General features: G+C 74.0%; 24 protein-coding genes. 10 read left to right on the top strand and 14 right to left on the bottom strand.

Going from position 1 to position 25,296, the window contains the following annotated elements; genetic code table 11:
• Positions 1-14 precede the first annotated feature (14 nt).
• Together Q1A09_RS14395 and Q1A09_RS14390 are read left to right on the top strand one after the other, a co-directional pair.
• Positions 15-1,295, top strand: coding sequence for a cyclopropane-fatty-acyl-phospholipid synthase family protein (locus Q1A09_RS14395; protein ID WP_299956057.1), 1,281 nt, complete (start codon positions 15-17; stop codon positions 1,293-1,295).
• A 174-nt stretch (positions 1,296-1,469) separates the two neighbouring features.
• Positions 1,470-3,155 carry a DNA repair helicase XPB gene (locus Q1A09_RS14390; protein ID WP_299956056.1) on the top strand — a complete coding sequence of 562 codons (1,686 nt, stop codon included), beginning with the start codon at positions 1,470-1,472 and terminating at the stop codon, positions 3,153-3,155.
• 54 nt (positions 3,156-3,209) lie between these two features.
• Here Q1A09_RS14390 and Q1A09_RS14385 read toward each other — a convergent pair whose 3' ends face one another.
• The 3 genes from Q1A09_RS14385 to Q1A09_RS14375 all read right to left on the bottom strand — a co-directional run bounded on the left by Q1A09_RS14385 (position 3,210) and on the right by Q1A09_RS14375 (position 5,558).
• Entirely contained in the window at positions 3,210-3,608 is a 399-nt protein-coding gene (locus Q1A09_RS14385) for a hypothetical protein (protein ID WP_299956055.1), read from the bottom strand.
• Positions 3,609-3,681: 73 nt separating this feature from the next.
• Complete coding sequence (locus tag Q1A09_RS14380; RefSeq protein ID WP_299956053.1) at positions 3,682-4,884, bottom strand: PLP-dependent aminotransferase family protein; 1,203 nt, start codon at positions 4,882-4,884, stop codon at positions 3,682-3,684.
• A gap of 110 nt (positions 4,885-4,994) precedes the next feature.
• Entirely contained in the window at positions 4,995-5,558 is a 564-nt protein-coding gene (locus Q1A09_RS14375; protein WP_299956051.1) for a GNAT family N-acetyltransferase, read from the bottom strand.
• Positions 5,559-5,785: 227 nt separating this feature from the next.
• Between Q1A09_RS14375 and Q1A09_RS14370 the strand changes: the two genes are divergently transcribed.
• Together Q1A09_RS14370 and Q1A09_RS14365 are read left to right on the top strand one after the other, a co-directional pair.
• The gene (locus tag Q1A09_RS14370) at positions 5,786-7,561 is read left to right on the top strand and encodes a DEAD/DEAH box helicase (RefSeq protein ID WP_299956049.1); all 1,776 of its coding nucleotides are present in this window, start codon (positions 5,786-5,788) and stop codon (positions 7,559-7,561) included.
• Positions 7,562-7,812: 251 nt separating this feature from the next.
• Entirely contained in the window at positions 7,813-8,169 is a 357-nt protein-coding gene (locus Q1A09_RS14365) for a PspC domain-containing protein (protein ID WP_299956047.1), read from the top strand.
• Between the two features lie 74 nt (positions 8,170-8,243).
• Here the strand turns inward: Q1A09_RS14365 and Q1A09_RS14360 are convergent, their stop codons facing one another.
• The 4 genes from Q1A09_RS14360 to Q1A09_RS14345 all read right to left on the bottom strand — a co-directional run bounded on the left by Q1A09_RS14360 (position 8,244) and on the right by Q1A09_RS14345 (position 13,500).
• Positions 8,244-11,243, bottom strand: a complete 3,000-nt coding sequence (locus Q1A09_RS14360) for a LuxR family transcriptional regulator (protein WP_299956046.1) — start codon at positions 11,241-11,243, stop codon at positions 8,244-8,246.
• Between the two features lie 56 nt (positions 11,244-11,299).
• Complete coding sequence (locus Q1A09_RS14355) at positions 11,300-11,428, bottom strand: hypothetical protein (protein WP_299956044.1); 129 nt, start codon at positions 11,426-11,428, stop codon at positions 11,300-11,302.
• 134 nt (positions 11,429-11,562) lie between these two features.
• A complete protein-coding gene (locus Q1A09_RS14350) occupies positions 11,563-12,861 on the bottom strand; it encodes an MFS transporter (RefSeq protein ID WP_299956042.1) in 1,299 nt (432 codons plus the stop codon).
• 99 nt (positions 12,862-12,960) lie between these two features.
• The gene (locus Q1A09_RS14345; RefSeq protein WP_299956040.1) at positions 12,961-13,500 is read right to left on the bottom strand and encodes a hypothetical protein; all 540 of its coding nucleotides are present in this window, start codon (positions 13,498-13,500) and stop codon (positions 12,961-12,963) included.
• 143 nt (positions 13,501-13,643) lie between these two features.
• Between Q1A09_RS14345 and Q1A09_RS14340 the strand changes: the two genes are divergently transcribed.
• The gene (locus Q1A09_RS14340; protein WP_299956038.1) at positions 13,644-15,062 is read left to right on the top strand and encodes a glucose-6-phosphate dehydrogenase (NADP(+)); all 1,419 of its coding nucleotides are present in this window, start codon (positions 13,644-13,646) and stop codon (positions 15,060-15,062) included.
• A gap of 291 nt (positions 15,063-15,353) precedes the next feature.
• Here Q1A09_RS14340 and Q1A09_RS14335 read toward each other — a convergent pair whose 3' ends face one another.
• Complete coding sequence (locus tag Q1A09_RS14335; protein WP_299956036.1) at positions 15,354-16,073, bottom strand: phospholipid scramblase-related protein; 720 nt, start codon at positions 16,071-16,073, stop codon at positions 15,354-15,356.
• Positions 16,074-16,123: 50 nt separating this feature from the next.
• Between Q1A09_RS14335 and Q1A09_RS14330 the strand changes: the two genes are divergently transcribed.
• On the top strand, positions 16,124-16,747 hold the full coding sequence (locus tag Q1A09_RS14330; RefSeq protein WP_299956035.1) for a metal-dependent phosphohydrolase: 624 nt from the start codon (positions 16,124-16,126) through the stop codon (positions 16,745-16,747).
• Between the two features lie 127 nt (positions 16,748-16,874).
• Positions 16,875-17,111: a DUF6458 family protein gene (locus tag Q1A09_RS14325; protein ID WP_299956033.1), complete on the top strand. Its 237-nt coding sequence runs from the start codon at positions 16,875-16,877 to the stop codon at positions 17,109-17,111.
• On the opposite strand, the gene Q1A09_RS14320 is transcribed toward Q1A09_RS14325, so the two are convergent.
• Positions 17,108-17,374 carry a DUF4031 domain-containing protein gene (locus Q1A09_RS14320; protein WP_299956031.1) on the bottom strand — a complete coding sequence of 89 codons (267 nt, stop codon included), beginning with the start codon at positions 17,372-17,374 and terminating at the stop codon, positions 17,108-17,110. The two genes, Q1A09_RS14325 and Q1A09_RS14320, sit on opposite strands and share 4 nt — an antisense overlap.
• Positions 17,375-17,405: 31 nt before the next feature.
• Here Q1A09_RS14320 and Q1A09_RS14315 point away from each other — a divergent pair, with 31 nt between their 5' ends.
• Positions 17,406-18,401, top strand: a complete 996-nt coding sequence (locus Q1A09_RS14315) for a Gfo/Idh/MocA family protein (protein ID WP_299956029.1) — start codon at positions 17,406-17,408, stop codon at positions 18,399-18,401.
• On the opposite strand, the gene Q1A09_RS14310 is transcribed toward Q1A09_RS14315, so the two are convergent.
• Entirely contained in the window at positions 18,359-19,195 is an 837-nt protein-coding gene (locus Q1A09_RS14310; protein ID WP_299956027.1) for a DUF72 domain-containing protein, read from the bottom strand. The genes Q1A09_RS14315 and Q1A09_RS14310 overlap by 43 nt on opposite strands.
• A 24-nt stretch (positions 19,196-19,219) precedes the next feature.
• On the opposite strand from Q1A09_RS14310, the gene Q1A09_RS14305 reads away from it, so the two are divergent.
• Entirely contained in the window at positions 19,220-19,621 is a 402-nt protein-coding gene (locus tag Q1A09_RS14305) for a VOC family protein (RefSeq protein ID WP_299956026.1), read from the top strand.
• A gap of 98 nt (positions 19,622-19,719) precedes the next feature.
• Here Q1A09_RS14305 and Q1A09_RS14300 read toward each other — a convergent pair whose 3' ends face one another.
• A complete protein-coding gene (locus tag Q1A09_RS14300; protein WP_299956024.1) occupies positions 19,720-20,490 on the bottom strand; it encodes an SDR family NAD(P)-dependent oxidoreductase in 771 nt (256 codons plus the stop codon).
• Between the two features lie 70 nt (positions 20,491-20,560).
• Between Q1A09_RS14300 and Q1A09_RS14295 the strand changes: the two genes are divergently transcribed.
• Positions 20,561-21,403, top strand: coding sequence for a LysR family transcriptional regulator (locus Q1A09_RS14295; RefSeq protein WP_299956022.1), 843 nt, complete (start codon positions 20,561-20,563; stop codon positions 21,401-21,403).
• Between the two features lie 213 nt (positions 21,404-21,616).
• On the opposite strand, the gene groL is transcribed toward Q1A09_RS14295, so the two are convergent.
• The 3 genes from groL to thrC form a co-directional block, all read right to left on the bottom strand.
• Complete coding sequence (groL, locus tag Q1A09_RS14290; RefSeq protein WP_299956020.1) at positions 21,617-23,248, bottom strand: chaperonin GroEL; 1,632 nt, start codon at positions 23,246-23,248, stop codon at positions 21,617-21,619.
• Between the two features lie 319 nt (positions 23,249-23,567).
• Positions 23,568-23,768, bottom strand: a complete 201-nt coding sequence (locus Q1A09_RS14285) for a cold-shock protein (protein ID WP_166753724.1) — start codon at positions 23,766-23,768, stop codon at positions 23,568-23,570.
• 221 nt (positions 23,769-23,989) lie between these two features.
• Positions 23,990-25,291, bottom strand: a complete 1,302-nt coding sequence (gene thrC, locus Q1A09_RS14280; protein WP_299956016.1) for a threonine synthase — start codon at positions 25,289-25,291, stop codon at positions 23,990-23,992.
• Positions 25,292-25,296 lie beyond the last annotated feature (5 nt).

The raw sequence follows: 25,296 nt of genomic DNA, 5'->3' as shown, positions 1-25,296 counted from the left end.
CAGGAGCGTGGGACATGAGGAAGCGGACGGTTGCAGACCGGCTGGCACAGGCGCTGGGCGCGGTGCTCGGGACGTCGGAGCTGCCCCTCCGGTTGCGTGGCTGGGACGGCTCGGTGGCCGGCCCGCCCGGCGCGCCCGTGCTCGCGGTGAGGTCCCGGCGGGCGCTGCGCCGGCTGGCCTGGTCGCCGGGGCAGCTCGGTCTGGGCCGGGCGTACGTCGCCGGTGAGATCGACATCGAGGGCGACGTCTTCGCGACCTTCGCCGCGCTCCGGTCGGTCGGCCGGCTGGCCGACACCGGCCCGATGGCGCCGCCGACGCTGCGCGAGCGACTCGGCCTGGTCGGCACGGCGCTGCAGCTGGGGGCCATCGGCCCCGAACCGGCAGCCCCGGCCGAGGAGATCGAGCTGGGCCGGACCGGACGGCGGCACTCCCGGTCCCGCGACGCGGCGGCGATCTCCCACCACTACGACGTGGGCAACGACTTCTACGAGCTGGTGCTCGGCCCCTCGATGGTCTACTCCTGCGCTGTCTGGGAGACCCCGGAGACCGGGCTGGACGCCGCCCAGGCGGCCAAGCTCGACCTGGTCTGCCGCAAGCTCGGACTGACCGAGGGCGCGCGGCTGCTGGACGTCGGCTGCGGCTGGGGTTCGATGGCCATCCACGCCGCCCAGCGGTACGGCGCCGAGGTCGTGGGGATCACGCTGTCGGAGGAGCAGGCCCGGATGGCCCGCAAGCGGGTCGCCGAGGCCGGCCTGACCGACCGGATCGACATCCGGGTGCAGGACTACCGGGCCGTCGACGACGAGCCGTTCGACGCGATCAGCTCGATCGGCATGGCCGAGCACGTGGGCCGGGCCCAGATGCCGGAGTACGTGGCCCAGCTGCGCTCGCTGCTGCGCCCCGGTGGCCGGCTGCTCAACCACGCGATCAACTGGAACGACGGCACCACCACACCCGATCCGGACACCTTCATCGCCCGGTACGTCTTCCCCGACGGCGAGCTGCTGGGCCTGGGCGAGACGGTCGGCCTGCTGGAGTCCCGCGATCTGGAGGTGCTCGACGTCGAGGCGCTCCGCCAGCACTACGCCCTGACGCTCCGCGCATGGGTGCAGCGGCTGGAGGAGAACTGGGACGCCGCCGTCGCGGCCACCAGCGAGGGCCGGGCCCGGGTCTGGCGGCTCTACATGGCCGCCTGCGCCCTGGCCTTCGAGGCCGGCGACATGGGCGTCAACCAGGTCCTCCTGCAGAAGACCGGCGGCGAGCAGCCCCCGCTCCGCCGCACCGCCTGGACCTGACCCTCGCCCGCTGGGGCCGGAGTCGCGACTTCGGCCCCAGCGCGGGTCCGCGAGACGGCGGGCTGAGGTGGGCCGCACACCGGCGAGCGGAAGGGGACGTCGTCCGGCGGCGTTACCGTGGTCAGTCCGCGCGCGACGTCTGCGCCGGAGCCCCCAGCCGAAGGATGCGCCCGCGTGAGTGACGGCCCCCTGATCGTCCAGTCCGACAAGACGCTGCTGCTCGAGGTCGACCACCCGCAGTCCAAGGAGTGCCGGGCGGCGATCGCGCCGTTCGCCGAGCTGGAGCGCTCGCCCGAGCACGTGCACACCTACCGGATCACCCCGCTGGCGCTGTGGAACGCCCGCGCCGCCGGGCACGACGCCGAGCAGGTCGTCGACGCGCTGGTGCGGTTCAGCCGCTACCCGGTGCCGCACGCGCTGCTGGTCGACGTCGCCGACACGATGGACCGCTACGGCCGGCTGACCCTGGCCAACCACCCGGTGCACGGGCTCACCCTGACCAGCACCGACAAGGCCGTGCTGGAGGAGGTCGTCCGCAGCAAGCGGGTCGCCCCGATGCTCGGCGCGCGGATCGACGCCGACTCGATCGTCGTGCACCCCTCCGAGCGCGGCCGGCTCAAGCAGGCGCTGCTCAAGGTGGGCTGGCCGGCCGAGGACCTCGCCGGCTACGTCGACGGCCAGGCGCACCCGATCGACCTGGCCCAGGACGACTGGCACCTGCGGGACTACCAGCAGGAGGCGGTCGACGGGTTCTGGGCCGGCGGCTCGGGCGTCGTCGTCCTGCCCTGTGGCGCCGGGAAGACGCTGGTCGGCGCCGCAGCGATGGCCGAGGCGAAGGCGACCACGCTGATCCTGGTGACCAACACCGTCTCCGGCCGGCAGTGGAAGCGCGAGCTGATCGCCCGCACGTCGCTGACCGAGGAGGAGATCGGCGAGTACTCCGGTGAGCGCAAGGAGATCCGGCCGGTCACCATCGCGACCTACCAGGTGATCACCACCCGCCGGAAGGGCGAGTACCGGCACCTGGACCTGTTCGACGCCCAGGACTGGGGCCTCATCGTGTACGACGAGGTCCACCTGCTGCCCGCCCCGATCTTCCGGCTCACCGCCGACCTGCAGTCCCGCCGGCGGCTCGGGCTCACCGCCACGCTGGTGCGCGAGGACGGCCGCGAGGACGACGTCTTCTCCCTCATCGGGCCCAAGCGCTACGACGCCCCGTGGCGGGACATCGAGGCGCAGGGCTACATCGCCCCGGCCGAGTGCGTCGAGGTGCGGGTCTCCCTCGACGACGAGGAGCGGATGACCTACGCGGTCGCCGAGCCCGAGGAGCGGTACCGGATCGCGGCCACCGCCCAGTCCAAGCTGCCGGTGATCCGCCGGGTGCTGGAGCGGCACCCCGAGGAGCAGAAGCTCGTCATCGGCGCGTACCTCGACCAGCTCGACGAGCTCGGCGCCGCCCTGGACGCCCCGGTCATCCAGGGGTCGACGACCAACAAGGAGCGCGAGCGGCTGTTCCAGGCGTTCCGCACCGGGGAGATCAAGACCCTCGTCGTCTCCAAGGTGGCCAACTTCTCCATCGACCTGCCCGAGGCCGCCGTCGCCGTCCAGGTGTCGGGGACGTTCGGGTCGCGGCAGGAGGAGGCCCAGCGGCTCGGCCGGGTGCTCCGCCCCAAGGCCGACGGCCGGCAGGCGCACTTCTACACGGTCGTCTCCCGCGACACCCTGGACAGCGAGTACGCCGCCCACCGGCAGCGCTTCCTCGCCGAGCAGGGCTACGCGTACACGATCGTCGACGCCGCCGACCTGGCCGGCCCCGGTGAGGTCAACGGCCCCGACTGGGTCGACGAGCCCGCCGACTGACGCCCCGGGCGGCCATGTTCGCCAACATGGCCGCCCTGGGCGGCACCACCCCCGTCAGGCGGTGAGCTGGTCGACCGTGCCGAGCGGCACGATGCCGTCGGCCCGCGTCCGGGCTGCGTCGTCCACGGTCACGTAGGCGTCGGCCTGCAGCCGGGTGACGGCCAGGAACTCGGCGTCGGTCGCCGAGTCGAATCCGTGCTCCCGGGCCAGCTGCCAGGCCACCCGGCGGGACACCCGGTCACCCAGCAGCCGGATCCTCAGCTGCGTCATCCGATCGTGCAGCTCCATCGCCACGGCGTCGGTCAGCCGCCCGGCCCGCACCTGGTCGAACAGCAGGTCCAGGGCCTGCGACCGGACCGCGTTCGGCGCCACCAACTGGTGCCCGGCCGAGACCGGCACCTGCTCGGTGACCAGGTGCAGCAGCGTGGGTGCGTCGATGACGTAGCGCGCCATGCGCCGGGACCCTAGCCGCGCAAGACCACCCGGGCGGCCATGTTGGCCAACATGGCCGCCTCGGGGTTCGCCGTCAGGGGCGGAGGACGGCGCCGAGGCGGGCCATGCCGTCGGCGATGCGCTCCGGGGTGTGGGTGGTGAACGACAGCCGCAGCGTCGACCGGTCCGGGGTCCCGGCGTAGAACGCGGCCCCGGGCACGAAGGCGACGTCGGCGGCCAGCGCCCGGTGCAGCAGCTCCGCGGTGTCGACGTCCCCGGGCAGCCGCGCCCAGACGAACATGCCGCCGTCCGGCTCGGTCCAGGTGCTGCCCGCCGGCAGCGTCCCCGGCAGCGCGGTCACCATCGCGTCGCGGCGCTGCCGGTAGGCCCGCCGCAGCGTGCGCAGGTGGGTGTCCACGTCGGCCGCGGCGAACCAGGCGGCCGCGGCGGCCTGGTCGATGGTGGAGGTGTGCAGGTCGGCCGCCTGCTTGGCGACGGTGAGCGCCGGCAGCAGCCGGGACGGCGCCCGCAGCCAGCCCAGCCGCAGCCCCGGGGCCGCGATCTTGGAGAAGCTGCCCAGGTGGACGACGTGCCCGTCGGCCCCCGGCTGGGCGGCGAGCGGCGCGACGTCGGTGCCCCGGTAGCGCAGCTCGGCGTACGGGTCGTCCTCCACCAGCCAGACGCCGTGCCGGCCGGTCAGCTCGACCACCTCGGCGCGGCGGTGCTCGGGCATCGTGCGCCCGGTCGGGTTGGCGAAGGTGGGCACCAGGTAGACCAGCGCCGGGCTCTCCCGCTCGATCGCCTCCGCCAGCGCCGCCGGGTCGATGCCGTGCTCGTCGGTGGCGACCGGGACGACGCGGGCACCGGCCAGCTGGAAGCACTGCAGCGCGGCCAGGTAGGTCGGATCCTCGACCAGGACGACGGCGCCCGGGTCGAGCAGCGCGGTGGCGACCAGGGTGAGCCCCTGCTGCGAGCCGGTGGTGACCAGCAGGTCGTCGACCGAGCTCAGCATGCCGCGGGCGGTCATCCGGCCGGCCACCCGCGCCCGCAGCGCGCGGTCGCCCTCGGTGGGGGCGTACTGCAGCGCGTGGCGGGCGCGCGGGCCCCACAGCACGCTGTCGTAGGCGGCCCGGACGCCGTCCAGGTCGAACAGCTCGGGGGCCGGCAGGCCGCCGGCGAAGGAGATGACGCCCGGCCGGTCGAGCAGGGCGAGCAGCTCGCGGACCGGCGAGCTGGCGACCCCGGTGAGCCGCTGGGCGAGCGGGGGCAGGGACGGGGACAGCACCGACGAGGACACGGGAGGACTCCAGGAGGCAGCACGGTGGGTGTGGCGGCGCCGGGCAGCGGGGGGTGTCCCGCTGGTGGCCGGGCCGATCGGGCCTCCTGGTCGAGGGGCCGTCTCCCAGCCTACGACGCGGCAGCCGCCTGCGTCAGGGCCAGCGACATCAGCACCTCGTCGCGCCGGTCGTCCGGGGTGATCTGCAGCGCGCCGGGCCAGCGGCCGGTGACCTCCCAGCCGAACCGCTCGTAGAACGCCTCGAGCCCCTCCCCGCCGCGCACCTCGATCCGCAGCAGCTCCACCCCCTGCTCGTCCCGGGCGTACCGCGCCACCTCGCGCATGAGCGCCCGGGCGGCACCGGTGCCGCGGTGCGCGGGCGCGGTCTGCACCCGGGTCACCCGCCCCCAGTGGGCGAGCACCGGGCCGGCGTTGGTGATCAGCACCAGCCAGCCGGCCAGCGCTCCTCCGCGCCGGGCCACGAGCAGGCGCGCGTGGGTGCCCAACGCGTCGACCGTCTCGTCGAGCACCGGCCGGACGACGTCGTCGGTCACCGGCAGCTGCTGGGCGAACCCGACCGCTCCCCCGCCGTTGGCGACGTCCCGCCAGCACGCGGTGAGCTCGGCCCGCACCCCCTCCGGCACCGCCTCCGGCGAGGTCAGCCAGGACAGGGACAGGGCGGGTCCGTCGGTCACCTCGGGAGTCTGTCAACGCGCCGCGGGGCGGTTGGGGACGGCGGGGCCGGGGAGGGTGACGGGACGGTCCGGCCCGGGACATGACGAGCGCCACATCTCACGACACTTCAGGGGATCTATGCAGGTCAGCGGCCTGCCGGCGGCCGCTATACGTGGCGGCAGGAGACGCGCGCGGGAGGTGGGTGGTTGGGCGTGTTGCCCGGCCGCCGTCCAGAATGACCCTCGACATGGCGACTGCAACACAGGCGGCGGCCCGGGCCCCGCAGACGACCAGCCGACCGCTCCGGGCCTGGCAGCAGGCGGCCCTCGGCAAGTACGAGGAGGAGTCCCCGAAGGACTTCCTGGTCACCGCGACCCCGGGCGCCGGGAAGACCACCTTCGCGCTGACCCTGGCCGCCCGGCTGCTCGCCAAGCGCGAGGTCGCTCGGGTGATCGTGGTCTGCCCGACCGACCACCTGCGCCTGCAGTGGGCCGACGCGGCCGATGCGATGGGCATCGTGCTCGACCCGAACCTGACCAACGCGGTCGGCCCGGTGCGCGCCGGCACGCAGGGCTACGTCACCACCTACGCGCAGGTCGCCGGCAAGCCGATGCTGCACGCCGCCCGGGCCACCACGGTGAAGACGCTGGTGATCCTGGACGAGGTGCACCACGCCGGTGACGGCCTCTCCTGGGGCGAGGCGGTCGAGGAGGCCTACGGCCGCGCGGCCCGGCGGCTCTGCCTGACCGGGACGCCGTTCCGCACCAAGGCCGACGAGCGCATCCCGTTCGTGCGGTACGTGGAGGACGGCTTCGAGGGCCAGGGCGGCCTGATGTCGATGGCCGACTTCACCTACGGCTACAAGGAGGCGCTGGCCGACAACGTCGTCCGGCCCGTCGTGTTCGCCGCCTACACCGGCACCTCGCGCTGGCGGAACTCCGCCGGCGAGGTCGTCGCTGCCTCGCTGTCGGAGGCCGGCACCCGCTCGGTGGAGATGCAGGCCTGGCGCACCGCGCTGGACCCCAAGGGCCAGTGGGTACCGCACGTGATCGCCGCGATGGACGACCGGATCACCCACCTGCGCGAGACCGGGATGCCGGACGCCGCCGGGCTGGTGCTGGCCAGCGACCAGGACGACGCCCGCGAGTACGCCAAGATCGTCCGCCGGGTGACCGGCAAGGCGCCGGAGCTGATCCTCTCCGACGACCCGAAGGCGTCGAAGAAGATCGAGAAGTTCAACCTCGGCGGGGCCCGGATCGCGGTCTGCGTGCGGATGGTCTCCGAGGGCGTCGACGTCCCGCGCGCCGCCGTCCTGGCCTGGATGACCTCCTACCGGACGCCGCTGTTCTTCGCCCAGGCCGTCGGCCGCGTCGTCCGCGCCCGGACGCCGCACGAGTCGGCGACCGTCTTCCTCCCCGCGGTGCGCCCGCTGCTGTCGCTGGCCGCCTCGATGGAGGAGCAGCGCAACCACGTCATGCCCCCGCCGAAGAGCCAGCCCGACGAGGAGCTGGAGGCGCTCGACCTGCCGCCACGCGAGCCGCGGGAGGGTGAGATGGCCAAGTGGGAGGCGCTGGAGGCCGACGCCCGGTTCGCCCACGTGCTCTCCAGCGGGACGGCGCACACCGGCGCGGGCAGCGGCGCCGTCGAGCCGCTGGAGGCCGACGCGGAGGACTTCCTCGGCATCCCCGGGCTGCTCACCGCCGCGCAGACCGCCGAGCTGCTGGCCAAGCGGGACGACGAGCTGCGCGCCCGGATCGCCGCCTCGCACCGCAACGGGGACGACGACGGCTTCATGGTCGTCGAGGACCACCCGGAGGAAGAGGAGGCCGGCCGCTCCTGGCGCGACGCCACCGACCTGCGCCGGGAGATCAACCGGCTGGTCAACCGGATCGCGGCGAAGACCGCCACCCCGCAGGCCGTGGTGCACACCCAGCTGCGCCAGTCGGTGCCCGGCCCGCCGTCGGCGTCCGCGTCGGTCGACGTCCTCCGCGCCCGCCGCGAGCGCCTGCGCACCATGCTCTGACCCGGCGTCGCCCTGCCCTCGTCGGCAACAGCCCCCGAAAGCCGAGTGACAGCTCACCGGGGTCACCGGGAGCCGGGAGGCCCGCTGAGCTGTCACTCGATGCTGCTCGGCGGGGTCGAAGGGTGGCCATCCGAGTGGGCGCGGGCAGGGCAGGGGCGCTCAGCACCCGGCGACCCTGAGCCCAGGAGACCAGGGTCGGATCCGGGGGTTCCCCGATGCCACGGGGACGGCGCCGCGCGCAGGCTGGGGACATGACCGAGACAGCGCACACCGACACCCCGCAGCTCGAGAACCCGCAGCTCACCGCGCCGCCGGCCGGGACGCCGCAGAGCCCGTCGGAGCCCCCGCCGCTGCAGCGGAGCCGTACCGACCTGCTGGTCGGCGGGGTCGCCGCCGGGCTGGCCCGGCACACCGGGATCGACGCGCTGCTGTGGCGGCTCGGGTTCGTCGCCCTGGTCTTCGCCGGCGGTGCCGGGTTCTTCCTCTACCTGGCTCTCTGGCTGCTCATGCCGGCCGCGCCGGCCACCCCGGAGGACCGCACGAACGTCCTCGACGGCTGGGTCGAGCGGCTCCGCCAGGTGGTCGTCCGCCGGCCCGCCCAGCGTTGACCATCGGCGGACGGTCGCTCGGCACGCCGCCGAGCACAGCCGTTCGCCGATGACCGCCCGAGGAGGGGCGCCCCTCAGCCGAGGAGGCCGCGGGCGGCGGCGAGGGCGACTGCCTCCGCCCGGCCGGAGGCGCCGAGCTTGGCCAGGATGTTGCTGACGTGCACGCTGGCCGTCTTCTCGCTGATGAACAGCTCGGCCCCGATCTGCCGGTTGGTGCGGCCCTGCGCCACCCGCGCGAGCACCTCGACCTCCCGCGGGGTGAAGACCGTCGTCGCCGTCGCCACCGGCACCCCGGCGAGCTCCAGCCGGCCGCGCCGGGCCAGCGCCTCGATCGCCGTGCGCAGCGGCGCGGCCCCCAGCCGGAGGGCGACCTCGTGGGCCTGGCGCAGCTCGGCGGCCGCCGCCACCCGGTCGTCCGTCGCCAGCAGCGCCTCGGCCAGCCGGAAGCGGGTGCGCGCCTGCTCGACCACGTGCCCGTAGCCGAAGCCGGCCAGGTCCGCCCGCCACAGCTCCGGGTCGGACCGGCCGTGCAGCCGGGCGGCCTCAGCGACCAGCCGCTGCTGCCAGGCCCGCGCCTCGACGCCCAGCGGGGCCACCGCGGGCACGTAGTCGACGACCACCTGCTCGGCTGTCTCGACCAGCTCCTCCCCCGCCATGACCCAGCGGGTCACCACGTCGCCGTGCCCGGCCAGCCGCGCGGCAGCGGCTGCGTCGGCGACCACCGACAGGGCGCTGGCGAGCAGTCGGAGCGCGGCCAGCCGATCGGCGCCCCACAGCTCGTGGAGCCGCCGCTCGGCCCACCGGGCCCGGTCGGCGGCCCGGGCCGGATCGCCGTCCAGGGCGGCCTGGTCGATCTCGGCGGTGATGGTGGCCAGCATGAGCAGCAGGTGCGCGTCGAGCCGGTCGGCCAGCCCCCGCGCCCAGGCGAGCCGCTCACGGGCCGCCGGGTCGCCGCGGCCCAGCAGCACGAGCAGCCCGTTGGCCCGCACGTGGGCGGCCATCTCCGGCACGCGGGCCAGCTCGTCGGCGCCGGCCAGGCTGCCGTCCCAGTCGCCGCCCACGTAGCGGGCGACCACGTCCAGGTGCCGCACCTCGGCGCCGTAGAACGACCACTCGACGGCGAGCTCACGGGCCCGGGCGATCCCCTGCCCGGTGACGGCCAGCGTCCCGGCGACGTCCCCGGCCTCGTAGGCGACGATCCCCAGGTTGAACCAGACCCGCATCTCGACGTCGGCGTCGCCGGAGCGCTCGGCCCGCCGCAGGGCCTCCCGCAACCGGGTCTGCACGGTCGCAGGGTCGCTGGTGGCCTGTACCCGGGCGAGCGAGACGGCCGTGTCGGCCCAGGCGCTGTCCAGGCCGAGGACGTCGGCGGCGGCGAGCGCCTCCTCGGCCGCCGCCGTCGCCTCCTCGTTCCGGCCGATCGTGTAACTGCTGCGGGCGTGGGTGGCCGCCGCCCAGGTGCGCACCGCGGACGGCGGGTCGGCGGGCACGAGTGCCATCGCCGCACTGCTCTCCCGGTAGGCCGTCTCCTGGTCCTCGATCCGGGCCAGGGCCTGGGCCAGCGTGTAGTGCACCCGGGCCCGGGCGGCCGGGTCGCCGTCGGGGCCCAGCACCTCCTGCGCCGAGCGCAGCAGCGCCAGTCCGCGCGGCATCTCACCGATCACCCGGGCGGCCGCGGCGGTGTCGACCAGCAGCGCCCAGTGCTCGCGGCCGGTGCGCTCCGCGGCGTCGGGCACCACCGGCCACAGCGCCAGCGCTGCCTCCAGGTGCTGCAGCTGCTCGGCGGGCGCGCCGACCCGGCCGGCGGCGGCCGCCGCCTCCAGCGAGGCGCTGAGCGCCCCGGGCAGGTCGTTGCTCTCCCGGGCGTGGTGCGCGCGCTCCGCGGCCGTGCCCGCGCCGGGGTGTTCGGCCAGGTGCGCCGCCACCGCGGCGTGCAGGCGCACTCGTTCCCCGGGCAGCAGGTCCGCCAGCACCGCCTCCCGCAGCAGCGCGTGCCGGAACCGGTAGCGCCCGTCGTCGGAGACGACCAGCAGGTGGTGGTGCACCGCCTCGGCCAGCGCCTGCTCGGTCTCCGCCGGCGTCTGCCAGGAGACGGCCGAGACCAGTTCGTGCCGCACCCGGCGTCCGGCGACGGCGGCCACCCGGAGCACCTGCTGCGCGGCCGGGCTCAGCTGCTCCACCCGGGACAGCAGCACGTCGCTCAGCCCCAGCGGCAGCCCTTCACCGTGGTGGCCGGCGGCGAACAGCTCCTCGGCGAAGAAGGCGTTGCCCTCGGCCCGGGCCACGACGTCCTCCACCACCCGGTCGTCGAGCACGCCGGCCTCGGCGGCCAGGCCACGGACCAGGGTCGTGACGTCGTCGTCGGGCAGCGGGTCCAGCTGCAGTCGCTCGACACCGGGCAGCCGCACCAGCTCGGCCAGCAGCGGACGCAGCGGGTGCCGGCGGTGCAGGTCGTCGGCCCGGTAGGTGGCCACCACCGCGATCGGGTCGTCGACCAGGTCGCCCAGCCGGGCCAGCAGGTAGCGCAGCAGATCGCGGCTGGAGCGGTCGGCCCAGTGCAGGTCCTCCAGCACGACGAGCAGCGGACCGGCCGTGGCGAGCTCACCCAGGAGCCCGGCCACCGACTCGAACAACTGCAGCCGGCTGTCGTCGACCGGCCGGCCGAAGCCCCGGTTCGGCGCCGGTGACGGCACCCCGAGGTCGGCCGGCTCACCGGCCGGGTGGTCGGGCGGCGTGGCCCCCGGGCGGCCGGTCAGCAGCCCGCCCAGCACCGGGAACCGCGCCAGCGCCCCGGCCAGGCCCGGGTCACCGGCGACCGGACGGAGCAGGTCGACGAAGGGGAGGTAGGACAGCCCGACCTCGCCCAGGTCGACGCAGTGCCCGGTGAGCACCCGCACGCCCCGGTCGGCGGCCCGGTGGGCCAGCTCGTCGAGCAGCCGGGTCTTGCCCACGCCGGCGTCACCGGCCACCAGCACGGCGGACGGCCGCCCCTGGGCCGCCCGCTCGACGTGCGTCATCAGCCGGGCCAGCTCCTCGGCCCGGCCGACGATCGGGCAGTCCCCCCAGTGCGGCACGGCGCCGATCGTGGCAGAGACCCCCGACAGCGGGGCCGCTCCGGCGACCGGTGCGCTCAGCGTGCCCGCCGCCGTCCACCCAGCCAGGAGCCGCGCCTGCTGCCCGCGCGGCGGGCGGCGGTCTGGATCAGCTCGTGCCGGTAGGCCAGCTCGGCCTCCAGTGCGGGGTTCGGGTAGTGCGCCATGACCGTCTCCTCGTGGACCGTGACGCCGGCTGGCGACGAGGAGGACGGTCGTCCTGAGGGGGTGACCGACACATCGGTCGACCACGCAGTGCTGGCGGCCCGGCCGGCCCGAGGTGCGTCTGAGGCCCCTCAGGTCACCGCAGCTCGGTGCCCTTGGTCTCGCGGAGGGTGAGGATCGTGCAGAAGGCGATCACCGCGGCCACCGCCACATACCAGAAGAACCACAACGGGTGCCCGGCCTCGGACAGTGCGGTGATCACCAGTGGCGCCGTCCCGCCGAAGACGGCGACCGTGAGGTTGTACCAGGCACCGATGCCGGTGGCCCGCAGCTCGGTCGGGAACAGCTCGCTCATCACCGCCGGGGCGATCGAGGCCAGCAGCGCGTAGAGCACCAGCCCGGTGCTGAACACGACGACCAGCGACGCCAGGTCGTCCTGCACCAGGAACGACAGCGGCACGATGAGCACCGCGATCCCGGCGGCCCACACCAGCATCTGCGGCTTGCGGCCGAACCGGTCCGACAGCGCGCCGAACGGGTAGCAGCAGGCCACGAACAGCGCGGTGCCGATCGACAGGGCCACGAAGACGTCGTTGGCGTCGGCGTCCCGGAAGTTGATCGCGAAGGGCGTCAGCGCACTGAAGAACGTGTAGTACGACAGCGTCGACAGCATGGTGAACGCGCACAGCTGCAGCACCGCCCGCGGGTGCTCCTTGATCGTCATCAGCAGCGGGTTCTTCACCGCCCGCGCCTTGGCCGCGTTCTCCTCGAACTGGTCGGTCTCCGACAGCGAGCGGCGCAGCCACAGCCCGACGAAGCCCAGCAGCCCGCCGATGGCGAAGGCGATCCGCCAGCCGTAGGACCGCAGCTGGTCGTCGTCGAGCACGTTGGTCAGCAGCACGCCCAGCAGCGAGGCGGCCAGCAGCGCGGTGCCGGTGGAGATGTAGAAGAAGGCCGAGTACCGGCCGCGCCGGGCCGGCGGGGCGATCTCGGCCAGGTAGGCCGATGCGTTGGAGACCTCACCGCCCAGCGACATGCCCTGGGCGATCCGGGCCAGCAGCAGCAGGATCGGCGCCAGCCAGCCCACCGCCTCGTAGGTGGGCAGGATCGCGATGACCAGCGAGCCGCCGGCCATCAGCAGGATGGTCAGCAGCATCCCGGCCTTGCGCCCGCGCAGGTCGGCGAACCGGCCGAGCAGCCACCCGCCCAGCGGACGGAAGAAGAACGCCAGCGCGTAGGCCGACGTCGCCCCGATCAGCGCCAGCGCCTCGTTCTCGCTGGGGAAGAACTGGGTGGAGAAGTAGACGACGAACGTCGCGTAGACCGTCCAGTCGAACCACTCGACCGCGTTGCCGATGCTGGCCGAGACCAGCGTCCGGATCGGCAGCCGGTGCCGCTCGGTCGTCCCGCTGACCTGATCTGTGGTGCCGGCCATGGGGGCTGCCCTTCGTCGTGCCGCGGCGTCCGGCTCACCGTAGTGAGCCGGCTCACCTCCGGCATCCCGACGGGCTCACCGGACGTCGTGGTCCGCTGGTCAGCCGACGGTGTACTGGGCGTCGTCCTCCACCGGGTCGGAGAGCTGGGAGACGTCGTCGTCGGCGTCCCCGCCGTCGATCGGCGCGGGCACCACCTCGTCGGCCCCGGGGTCGAAGGAGCCGTCCCGGTCGGTGTCGGCGTACAGGGTCGCGACCAGCGCGGTGTCGGCGGCCAGCGGCGGGTCGAGGGAGACCTCGACGTCACTCGACGTGCCGACCTGGACGTCGGCCCAGCCGAGCACCGCGTCGTCGGCGCCGTCGGCGGTCAGCACCACGAAGCCGCCCTCCGGCGCGGAGACGGTGCCCACGAGCGCGGTGCTGCCGTCACCGGACTGGTCCTCGAACTCGATGTCGGCCTGCTGTCCGCTGCCGGCCCGGCCGCCCGGCAGCGCCGTCGTCTGCCCGGCCGTGGCCGGGGAGGACGGCGACACGCCGTCGTCGTCGGCGACGGGGGCGCCGTCACCGGAGCCGCAGGCGGACAGCAGGACGACCACCGCAGCGGTCGGGACGGCGAGCAGGGCACGATGGTGTCGGGTCACACGGGACTGCTGCCCGGGTGTCCGCGGTTCCACACCACACGAGCTCCACGGGTCGTCCACCTCACCGGCGTGGGGACCAGCCGTTGGGGACAGCCCGACCACTGGACGGCGCCGGTTCTGCGGCGCCCACCGAGAGGAGCCCCGTGTCCGACACCGGGACGAACGACCTGACGCCCACCGTGTTCGTGCTCTACGGCGCGACCGGCGACCTGGCCCGGCGGATGGTGCTGCCGGCCTTCTTCCAGCTCGCCCAGCACGGTCTGCTGCCCGACGAGTGGCGGCTGATCGGCAGTGGCCGCGGCGAGCGCACCGACGAGGAGTTCGTCGAGCACGTGCGCGGCGCGCTGGAGGAGTTCGGGCCCGCACCCGAGGACGGGCCGTGGGACGAGTTCCGCACCCGGCTGCGCTTCGCCGGCGGCGGGTTCACCACCGACGACCCCGGCCGGCTGCTGGACGTGGTCGGCAAGGCCCGCGCCGAGGTGGGCGAGGACGCTCAGCTGGTGCACTACCTGTCGCTGCCGCCCAAGGCCTTCACCGGCTACACCGAGGCGCTCGGCGCCCACGGGCTGGCCGAGGGCTCCCGGGTGGTCTACGAGAAGCCCTTCGGCGACTCCCCCGACGGCTTCCGCGAGCTCGACGGCGTCGTCCACTCGGTGTTCGACGAGGAGCAGGTCTTCCGGATCGACCACTTCCTGGGCAAGGAGGGCACCCAGGACCTGCACGTGCTGCGCTTCGCCAACGGCCTGTTCGAGCACATCTGGAGCCGGGAGCACGTGGCCCAGGTGCAGATCGACGTCCCCGAGGACCTCGACGTGGCCGACCGGGCCGACTTCTACGACGCCACCGGCGCGACGCTGGACATGCTGGTCACCCACCTGTTCCAGGTCGCCGCCGAGGTCGCCATGGAGCCGCCGGTCAGCTTCTCCGCCGACGACATCCTCTCCGCCCGTGAGTCGGTGCTGAAGAACTTCCGCCCGCTGGCCCCCGAGGACGTCGTGCTCGGCCAGTTCGACGGCTACCGCGAGCTGGACGGCGTGCCGGACGACAGCCGGACCGACACCTTCGTGGCCGCCCGGCTGTTCATCGACTCCGGCCGCTGGCGCGGGGTGCCCTTCCTGCTGCGCACCGGCAAGCGGATGGCGGCCAAGCAGCAGCGGGTCAGCCTGGTGCTGCACCGCCCCAAGGGCCCGGTCAACGAGGTGCCGGCCAACGGCAACGTCATCTCGCTGTCCCTGGCCGGTGCCGGCGCGGTCGACATCGACGTGATGGCCAAGCGGCCCGGCCCCGACCTGGCGATGGCCCCGGCCCGGGTGTCCCTGGACCTGTCCAAGATCCCCGGTGGTGAGCCGCTGCCGCCCTACGTCTCGCTGATCCACGACGTGCTGGTCGGTGACCGCTCGCTGTTCACCACCAGCGAGGGCCTGGCCCAGACCTGGCGGGCGCTGCAGCCGGTGCTCGACAACCGGCCCGAGGTGCAGTCCTACGCGCCCAGGTCGTGGGGGCCGGCCGCGGCCAACGAGCTGGCCGGCGAGCACGGCTGGCTGCTCGGGCAGACCGTGTAAGGACCTCGTCCCGCTCACCCCTCGCCGGCTCGGGGCGAGCCCCTGGACGAGGCCAGCACAGCAGAACGGCCCCTCTCCGCTGAGGAGAGGGGCCGTTCTGCTGAGTAGGTCCGGACCGAGCGCTGGTCGCCTCGCGGCGGTTTGCACATCCGGGGCTCCAGGCCCCCGACCGAGGTCGGGGCGGTGTTCCCCAGCGGCAGTTATCTAGTGGAGCCCGGGGACACAGGTCGCCCGGCCCGGACGTCGTCCACCGTACCCGCGGGGGTGGGCCCGACGCACGTGGCGGGGGCCTCAGTTGAGGCCGCGCTGGTCCTGCTTCAGCGCGGTGTCCACGGTCAGCGCGGCGGCCAGCACCAGGTCGGCCAGCGGTTCCGCCAGCCGGCGGTGCACCTGGACGACGTACCGGTCGGCGGTGGTGAACAGCGTCCGGGCCAGCCCCTCCCACCGTTTGGTGATCCGGGCGACCTCGACCCCGCCGGCGTCGGTGATCGCGAAGTCCCAGGCCCGCCAGTTCTCCGCCTGGACGGCGCCCACGAGACCTCCGCCGACCACGAGGTCGAAGCGGATCCGGCCGAGCACGTTCGCCTGCACGATCTCCCCCACCGGCGAGCCGTCGGGGCGGGTCACCTGGACGCGGGAGCGCATGAGCTTCGCCGGCCGGGTCAGCACCAGGACCACGCCCGTCGGGTCGCGCACCTCCAGCCGGTGGGTGAGGAACTGGTCGTACCGGGAGACGAACCGGAATGCCTTGCGCAGCCCGCTCTGCCCGACCTGGACGACGGCGCCCAGCTGCTGGCCGTTGCCGTCGAACACCGCGTACTCGTTGGTCAGCTCGACCAGCTTCGTCTTCTGCTCGACCACGAGCACCGGTTGCTCCAGCAGCACCGACCGCGGCCCGGCGGCCGGGGGCTGCTGCACGTGCCCGGTCCAGTCCTGGCCGTCCCACCAGCGGACGCCGCCGCTCCCGGCGGGGTCGGGGTACCAGCCGGGCGGCGGGGGCGGCTTCGTCATGGCCCGGACGGTAGCCAGCGTGCGGTCCCGTGCGTGCCAGACTCGGGCGCATGAGCGGCGTCGGCTTCGAGGACTGGACGGCGCTGGCCGGGGACTCCGAGACCTCGCGCACCGAGTGGGCCGCGCTGGTGGGCGCCTGGTCCGAGCCGCACCGCAGCTACCACGACCTCGCCCACCTGGCCGCCGTCCTCGGCATCGTCGACCAGCTGGCCGGGCACGCGACCGACCTCACCGCCGTCCGGCTGGCCGCCTGGTACCACGACGTCGCCTACGACCCCGAGCGTGACGACAACGAGGAGGTCAGCGCGGCCCGGGCCCGGATCGGGCTGCTCGGGCTGGTCTCCCCCGACACCGTCGCCGAGGTGGAGCGGCTCGTGCTGCTCACCGCCGGCCACGACCCGGCGGACGACGACCCGAACGGCGCGGTGCTCTGCGACGCCGACCTCGCGGTGCTGGCCGGCCCGCCGGCTGCCTATGCCGGCTACGCCTCCGCGGTGCGGGCGGAGTACGGCCACCTCTCCGACGCCGACTTCACCGCCGGCCGGATCGCGGTGCTGGAGCAGCTCCTGGCCCTGCCGGCGCTGTTCCGGGTGCCCGCCGCGGCCGAGCAGTGGACCGAGCCCGCCCGGGCCAACCTGACCGCCGAGCTCACCCTGCTGCGCGCCCGCAGCTGACCCGCCCCACCCGATCGGGTGATCACCGGGTCGCGCCGGGTGCACCGGTGGTCCAGGGTGGCCCGGCGACCCGCCGCCGCCCCGGTGGCTCCCGTCCGGGACCGGTCGCCTGACGGAGGAGTTCCTCGTGCGGCTCGGTACCGGCATCTTCCTGCTCGCGCTCGGCGCCATCCTCACCTTCGCGGTGACCGCCGAGGTCAGCGGGATCGACCTCGACCTCGTCGGCTGGATCCTGATGGCCGTCGGCGCGCTGGGCATCCTCGTCGAGCTGGCGGTCTGGGCACCGCGTCGCCGTCGCGTCGTGCGCACCGACGGCTACGAGGGCGGCCCGGTCCGCCGGTCCACCACGGAGGAGACCTACTAGGCCCGGGCCTTCTTCCTGCGCAGACCAGCGGCCATCAGCCGCTGGAGCAGCTCCCGGCTGCCCACCGGCTCCGCGCCGGCGGCGACCGCCCGGGCGTACAGCTCCTCCGGGACGTCGTAGTGGTCGCCCTGGAACGCCCGGCGCGGGATGTCCAGGTGCGCCTGGACGAAGGCGTGCAGCTCGTCGTAGCCCACGTCGCTGACCAGGTGCGACCAGCGCCGCCCCCGCCAGGGCCAGACCGGGGTGTCGATCAGCAGTGCCACCCGGACAGTCTGCCCCGGCTACGGTCAGGGCGTGACTGAGGAGATCCGCTGGGGAGTCGTCGGGCCGGGCCGCATCGCCGAGCAGGTGGTGAAGGACTTCGCCGTCGTCGACGGCGCCCGCGCGGTCGCGGTCGCCTCCCGCTCGCTGGACCGCGCCCGGGACTTCGCCGGCCGGCACGACATCGAGCGCGTGCACGGCTCGTACGCCGAGATCCTGGCCGACCCGGAGGTCGACGTCCTCTACGTCGCCACCCCGCACCCACAGCACCACGCCGTGGCGCTCGGCGCCATCGAGGCGGGCAAGGCGCTGCTGGTGGAGAAGGCGTTCACCGCCACCGTCGCCGGCGCCCGCGAGGTCGTCGAGGCCAGCCGAGCGGCCGACGTCTTCGTCATGGAGGCGATGTGGACCCGGTTCCAGCCGGCCGTCGTCCGGGTGCGGGAGCTGATCGCCGACGGCGCGATCGGGGAGGTCCGCTCGGTGCAGGCCGACCTCGGGGTGGCCCGCGAGTTCGACCCCACCGACCGGCTGTTCGCGAAGGAGCTAGGCGGCGGGGCGCTGCTCGACCTGGGGGTCTACGTCGTCTCCTTCGCCCAGATGTTGCTCGGCGACCCGGACACCGTCACCGCCACCGGCTCGCAGTTCGAGACCGGCGTGGACGCCGAGGCCTCGCTGCTGCTCGGCTACGCCGACGGCCGGTCGGCGACGCTGATGACCTCGCTGCGCAACGCCCTGCCCGGCCAGGCCCGGGTGTTCGGCACGGCGGGCTGGATCGACGTCCTCCCCCGCTTCCACCACCCGCAGACCATCGTGCTGCACCGGGGCGGCGCCGAGCCCGAGCCGATCACCCTCCCGCAGCTGGGCGGCGGCTACTCGCACGAGCTGATCGAGGTGACCGAGTGCCTGCGCGCCGGCCGCACCGAGAGCGCCGTGATGCCGCTGGCCGACACCCTCGCCGTCCAGTCGGTGCTGGAGCAGGCCGCCGGTCAGCTGGGCGTGACCTTCGCCGAGGACGCCGCCGTCCTCTGACGCCTGGGCGGCGGCGCGGGCGGCCAGGCCGCGCCGCTGGCCTGGGCCACCGTCGGCACCCGGGTGTGCGTGCCCCCGGTGGCCCGGACGGCGTCGGCGAAGGTGACCGCGTCCCTGGTGGCCGCACCACCGGGGTCGTTGTTGAAGTACGTCAGGACGTCGTCCTCGCCGTACGTCTCGCGCAGCCGCTGCGCCCACAGCTGGAGCGTCTCCGGGTGGTAGTCCCAGCCGTCGCGGCCGGTGTGCAGCCGGAGGTAGCCCCACTCGGCGGTGCGCCACAGCGGTGCGACCGGCTCCTCGCCGCGGTCGGCCCAGCACAGCGCCGCCTGGTACCGCTCCAGCAGGGCCCGCACCTCGTCGGTCCACCAGCTCACGTGCCGCGGCTCCACTGCCACCCGGGTGCCGGCCGGGAACTGCCCGAGGCACTCGCTGAGCAGGTCGACGTCGGCCTGCAGCGTGGGCGGCAGCTGCAGCAGGACGACGTCCAGCCGGTCACCCAGGCCGGCCACCCGGTCCATCAGCCGGGCCACCGGCTCGGCCGGGTCGCGCAGCCGCTTGAGGTGGGTGAGGAAGCGGGAGGCCTTGACCGCCCACCGGTAGTCCGGCGGGGTGCGCTCGCGCCAGCGCTCGAAGGTCTGGTGCTCGGGCAGCCGGTAGAAGGCGTTGTTGCTCTCCACGGTGGCGAAGTGCTCGGCGTGGTGCTCCAGCCACAGCCGCTGCGGCAGCGCGGGCGGGTAGAACCGCCCGCGCCAGTCGCGGTACTGCCAGCCCGACGTCCCGATGACCACCGTCACCCCGGCCGCCTACCCTGCTCGGCCATGAGCGACTCCCCCGCGCGGTTCAAGGACCTCTGCCTGGACGCCGTGGACCACCAGGCGCTGGCCGACTGGTGGTGCACCGCGATGGGCTACGCCCGCCGTGACGACCTCGAGCCACACGAGGACGGCTGGGTCCGGCCGACCGACTGGCCGGTGCCCATCGTCGACCGGTCCGGTGCCGGCCCGCTGATCTGGGTGGTGCCGGTGCCCGAGAGCAAGACGGTGAAGAACCGCATGCACCACGACGTCGTCGGCGACACCGAGGCGCTGCTGGCCCTCGGCGCGACCCTGGTCCGCCGCCGGGACGCCGGCCCCGACGACGAGCCGGACGCCGGCCTCATCGACTGGGACGTGCTCGCCGACCCCGAGGGCAACGAGTTCTGCTGCTTCGCCCCGGAGTGACCCCTGCCGCGGCGACCACGGCGCCGTCGCGACGACACGCTGCCTCCCGACCGCGCGTCGGCACCGCGGCGCGGTGACCGGTACGGCCGGTCAGCCGTCTACCAGGGCAGCGGGCCGTCGTCGCCGGAGAACGTCCCGGTCGGGCCGTCCGCGCCGATGGTGGCCATCCGGACGGCGGCCACGGCCCCCTGGGCGGCGGTGCGGTGGCCGGTGTGGCCGTTCAGGTCGGTGGCGGTGAACCCCGGGTCGACCGCGTTGACCAGGATGCCCTCCCGGCGCAGCTGCTGGGCGTACATGACGGTGGCCGCGTTGAGCGCGGCCTTGGACGGGACGTAGCCGGCGACGACCGGGAGCTCGTGCGTGGCGAGCCCGGCGTAGACGACGGCGTGCACGGCCGGGTCGGTCTGCGCGGTGAGGGAGGCGGTGCTGCTGGAGACGTTCACGATGCGCGGGGCGGCCGAGCGGCGCAGCAGCGGCAGCAGGGCGTCGGTGACGGCGAGGACGCCGAAGAAGTTGGTGTCGAAGATGCGTCGCAGCACGGCGAGGTCGATGGAGCCGGGGCGCTGGTCGGCCAGGCTGCTGCCCGGCGGACCGGCCACACCGGCGTTGTTGACCAGCACGTCGAGCCGGCCGTGCCGGGCCTCGACGGCCGCCGCGGCGGCTGCGACGGAGGCGGGGTCGGTCACGTCGAGGACGACGGAGCTCGCCTCGGCGCCGGTTTCGCGCAGCTCGGCGGCGGCCGCCTCCCCCTGCTCGGCACTGCGGGCGGCGAGGACGACGGAGTGGCCGAGGGCGGCGAGCTGGCCGGCGATCTCGCGGCCGATGCCCTTGTTGGCCCCGGTGACCAGGGCGATGGTGGTGTCGTTCATGGCTCCAGCCTCGGCCGGGAGTGCCCGCGCGAGCCAACACCGATGCCACCACGGGCGATACCCTGCAGGTATGGAGACGCGGGAACTCGCCTACTTCGTGGCGGTCGCCGAGGAGCTGCACGTCGGCCGGGCAGCCCAGCGCCTGGGCATGGCGCAGCCGCCGCTGTCCCGTGCCATCCAGCGGCTGGAGCGCCGGCTGGGGGTGCTGCTGTTCGAGCGCACCAGCCGTGGGGTGACCCTCACGCCTGCCGGCGCCGTGCTGCTGGAGGAGGGGCGCCGCGCGCTCGACGCGGTCGACGCCGCGGCCCGCCGGGCGGTGCGGGCCGGGCAGCCGACACCGCGACTGACCCTGGTGATGAAGCCCGACGGGGACGCCGGCCTGCTGGAGCACGTGCTGCCGCTGTACCGCCGGGACCCGGACGCCGTCGAGGTCGAGGTGCTGGTGTCCGGCATCGGCGAGCAGGCGCAGCTGCTGCGCGACGGCCGCGCCGACGTGGCCCTGCTGCCCGCCCACGACGACCTCACCGGGTTCGACACCGAGGTGCTGCTGGTGCTCGACCAGGTGGCCGTCCTGCCCCGCGGTCACCGGCTGGCCGGCCGCGAGGCGCTGGTGCTGGCCGACCTGGCCGGCGAACCGCAGCTGCACGACGAGGGCAGCCCGCAGGTGCGTGACGTCGGCCAGCTGATGCAGCTGGTGGCCCTCGGTCAGCTGGTCGCCGTCGTCCCGGAGACGGCGCGGCGCAACGGGCGATCGGACGTGGTGACCGTGCCGGTCCTGGACGCGCCCACGACGTCCCTGGTGCTCGCCTGGCCCGAGGGCAGCCGGTCCCGCGCGGTCGCCGCCTTCGTGCGGGCCAGCACCCGGGCGGCCACCGCCGACCAGTCGCCCGCACGAGCGGCCGTCACGACGTGAGCCCGCGCGCCACGGCCCTGGCTGGGTTGACACACGGCGCGCCACCTGCGGGCCGTCACCGCAGCTCCCGAGCCGCACCGGGAGGCCGGGGCGGCAACGCCGACAGGGGCGGCCCGCCGAAGCGGACCGCCCCTGCCGGGCAGTGCTGGTGCGGCTACGTCGCAGGGACCCGCGGCGCGCGGAGCGCGTCGTGGGGGGCGACGTGGTCCTTCGTCAGAAGTCCATGCCGCCCATGCCGCCGCCCTCGCCGCCGCCCATGGGCGGGCCGTTCTTCTCCGGCTTGTCGGCGATGACGGCCTCGGTGGTGAGGAAGAGCGCCGCGATGGAGGCGGCGTTCTGCAGCGCCGAGCGGGTGACCTTGGCCGGGTCGATGATGCCGGCGGCGACCAGGTCCACGTACTCACCGGTGGCGGCGTTGAGGCCGTGCCCGGTCTGCGAGTTGCGCACCTTCTCCGCCACGACGCCACCCTCGAGGCCGGCGTTGACGGCGATCTGCTTCAGCGGGGCCTCGAGCGCGACGCGCACGATGTTGGCACCGGTCGCCTCGTCACCCTCGAGGTCGAGCTTCTCGAACGCGACGGCGGTGGCCTGCGCGAGGGCCACGCCACCACCGGCGACGATGCCCTCCTCGACGGCGGCCTTGGCGTTGCGCACCGCGTCCTCGATGCGGTGCTTGCGCTCCTTGAGCTCGACCTCGGTCGCGGCGCCGGCCTTGATGACGGCGACGCCACCGGCCAGCTTGGCCAGGCGCTCCTGCAGCTTCTCGCGGTCGTAGTCGGAGTCCGACTTCTCGATCTCGGCGCGGATCTGGTTGACGCGACCCTGGATCTGGTCGGCGTCACCAGCGCCCTCGATGATGGTCGTCTCGTCCTTGGTGGTGACGAACTTGCGCGCCCGGCCCAGCAGCGACAGGTCGGCGTTGTCCAGCTTGAGGCCGACCTCCTCGCTGATGACCTGACCACCGGTGAGGATGGCGATGTCGGCGAGCATGGCCTTGCGGCGGTCACCGAAGCCGGGGGCCTTGACGGCGACCGACTTGAAGGTGCCACGGATCTTGTTGACCACCAGGGTCGCGAGGGCCTCGCCCTCGACGTCCTCGGCGATGATGGCCAGCGACTTGCCCGACTGCATGACCTTCTCCAGCAGCGGGAGCAGGTCCTTGACCGAGGAGATCTTGCCGTTGACGACCAGGATGTACGGGTCGTCGAGCACGGTCTCCATGCGGTCGGTGTCGGTGACGAAGTAGGCCGACAGGTGACCCTTGTCGAAGCGCATGCCCTCGGTGAGCTCGAGCTCGAGCCCGAAGGTGTTGCTCTCCTCGACGGTGATGACGCCTTCCTTGCCGACCTTGTCCATCGCCTCGGCGATGAGCTCGCCGATGGCCGGGTCCGCGGCGGAGATCGAGGCGGTGGCCGCGATCTGCTCCTTGGTCTCGACGTCCTTGGCGGTGGACAGCAGGTACTCGGAGACCGAGGCGACGGCCTTCTCGATGCCCTTCTTCAGGGCCATCGGGTTGGCGCCGGCGGCGACGTTGCGCAGCCCCTCGCGGACGAGGGCCTGGGCGAGCACGGTGGCGGTGGTGGTGCCGTCACCCGCGACGTCGTCGGTCTTCTTGGCGACCTCCTTGACGAGCTCGGCCCCGATCTTCTCCCAGGGGTCCTCGAGCTCGATCTCCTTGGCGATGGAGACACCGTCGTTGGTGATCGTGGGGGCGCCCCACTTCTTCTCCAGCACGACGTTCCGGCCACGGGGGCCGAGGGTCACCTTGACGGCGTCGGCGAGGGTGTTCATCCCTCGCTCGAGGCCGCGGCGCGCCTCTTCGTTGAACGCGATCATCTTGGCCATGTGGTGATGTCCTCCGAGCGTGGATCGCTGCACGGCCGGCTCCGGCGCCCGCGACGGACGGCACTGGTGGCGTGGACGCTCCTGCGGCCCACGTCCCGGTACCTCACCGTTCCGACCTGGTTGGCACTCGACAGGCGTGAGTGCCAAGAAGGAGTCTGGCACTCGGCCTGTGCGAGTGCAAGAACGGGGGGTGGCCCGGGACTGTTCCCGCAGGCAGGGGCCGCGATCCCGTCGGTAGACGCAGCGAGGCCCGGCCCCCCGTGGGGACCGGGCCTCGCTCGGTCCGTGGTCGCCGTGCGGACGGCGGCGCTGCCTCAGATCAGGCGCTCTGGACGGCGTCGGCCTGCGGCCCCTTCTCGCCCTGGACGACCTCGAAGCTGACCCGCTGGCCCTCCTCGAGGCTCTTGTACCCGTCCATCTGGATGGCCGAGTAGTGGACGAAGACGTCCTGGCCGCCGTCCACGGCGATGAAGCCGAAGCCCTTCTCGGCGTTGAACCACTTCACGGTGCCCTGTGCCACGTGTGCTCCCACGTTCAGTGCGTGCGGACGACCCCCGGCATCCGGGAGCCGGGTCTCGCCCTTCCGCCCGCCGAACACGAACGTGGAACTGAAACCGCGCGGAACGGTACAGGAGCGGGGTGTTCTTGGTCACTGACCCGCACGCGGATCACCCTCCCGTGTGTTAAAGGACCCCGTCCCCCTCACCCCTCGCAAGCTCGGGGCGAGCCTCCGGACGGGGCCTAAGCGATGAGGCCGGCCTCGCGGAGCGACCTCAGCGACGGCTGCACGTGGTGCGAGGGCCCGACCACCGGCAGCAGCGGGTCCAGGGTCTTCAGACCCTCGCCGGTGTTCAGCACGACGACCTCCTGCGTGGGGTCGATCAGCCCCTTCTCCACCAGCTGCCGCAGCACCGCGGTGGTCACGCCACCGGCCGTCTCGGCGAAGACGCCGGTGGTGCGGGCCAGGTCGCGGATGCCGGCGACGATCTCGTCGTCCCCGACCCGGCCGACCGAGCCGCCGGTGCGCCGGATGGCGTCCAGGGCGTAGGGCCCGTCGGCGGGGTTGCCGATGTTCAGCGACTTCGCGATCCCGGTGGGCTTGACCGGCTTGACGACGTCCCAGCCGTTGTCGAAGGCGGTCGCGATCGGGTCGCAGCCGGCGGACTGGGCGCCGAAGACCTTCCAGCCGGTGTCCTCGACGATGCCGGCGGCGACCAGCTCGCGCCAGGCCTTGTCCACCTTGGTGAGCAGCGAGCCGGACGCCATCGGGATGACCACCTGGGCCGGGATCCGCCAGCCCAGCTGCTCGGCGATCTCGTAGCCCATCGTCTTGGAGCCCTCGGCGTAGTACGGCCGGACGTTCTGGTTGACGAAGGCGGTGTCCTCGAACTCGTCGGTCTCGGCGAGCTCGCTGGTCAGCCGGTTGACGTCGTCGTAGTTGCCGTCGACGGCGACCAGCGCCTGCCCGTAGACCGCGGACTGGGTGATCTTGCCCGGCTCCAGGTCGCTGGGCACGAACACGAAGGAGGGCAGCCCCATCCGCGCGGCGTGCGCGGCGACGGAGTTGGCCAGGTTGCCGGTGGAGGCGCAGGCGATCTTGGCGTAGCCGAAGCTCTTCGCCGCGGTCGCGGCCAGGCTCACCACCCGGTCCTTGAAGGAGTGCGTGGGGTTGGCCGAGTCGTCCTTGACCCACAGCCCACCGGTGAGGCCGAGCTCGGCGGCCAGCCGGTCGGCGCGGACCAGCGGGGTCATGCCCGGGTCGAGGGTGACCCGGTCGGCCGGGTCCTGCCCGACCGGCAGGAGGGCGGCGTAGCGCCAGATGTTCTGCGGGCCGGCCTCGATCTGCTGGCGGGTCACCGCGCGCATCAGCTCGGGGTCGTAGTCGACCTCCAGCGGGCCGAAGCACTCGGCGCAGGCGTGCTCGGCGATCAGTGCGAAGGTGGCGCCGCAGTTGCGACAGACCAGCCCGCGGGCGGGGTTCGGCGGGACCGGCCCACCCTCGGTGACGTCTGCCTGGGCGGAGCCGGGAGCGGTCATGGTCATGCGAC

Origin of the sequence: uncultured Modestobacter sp. (assembly GCF_947486615.1) — a bacterium.
Classification (GTDB): domain Bacteria; phylum Actinomycetota; class Actinomycetes; order Mycobacteriales; family Geodermatophilaceae; genus Modestobacter.
The sequence above is the reverse complement of the archived record's forward strand: the minus strand, read 5'-3'. Positions and strand labels throughout refer to the sequence as shown.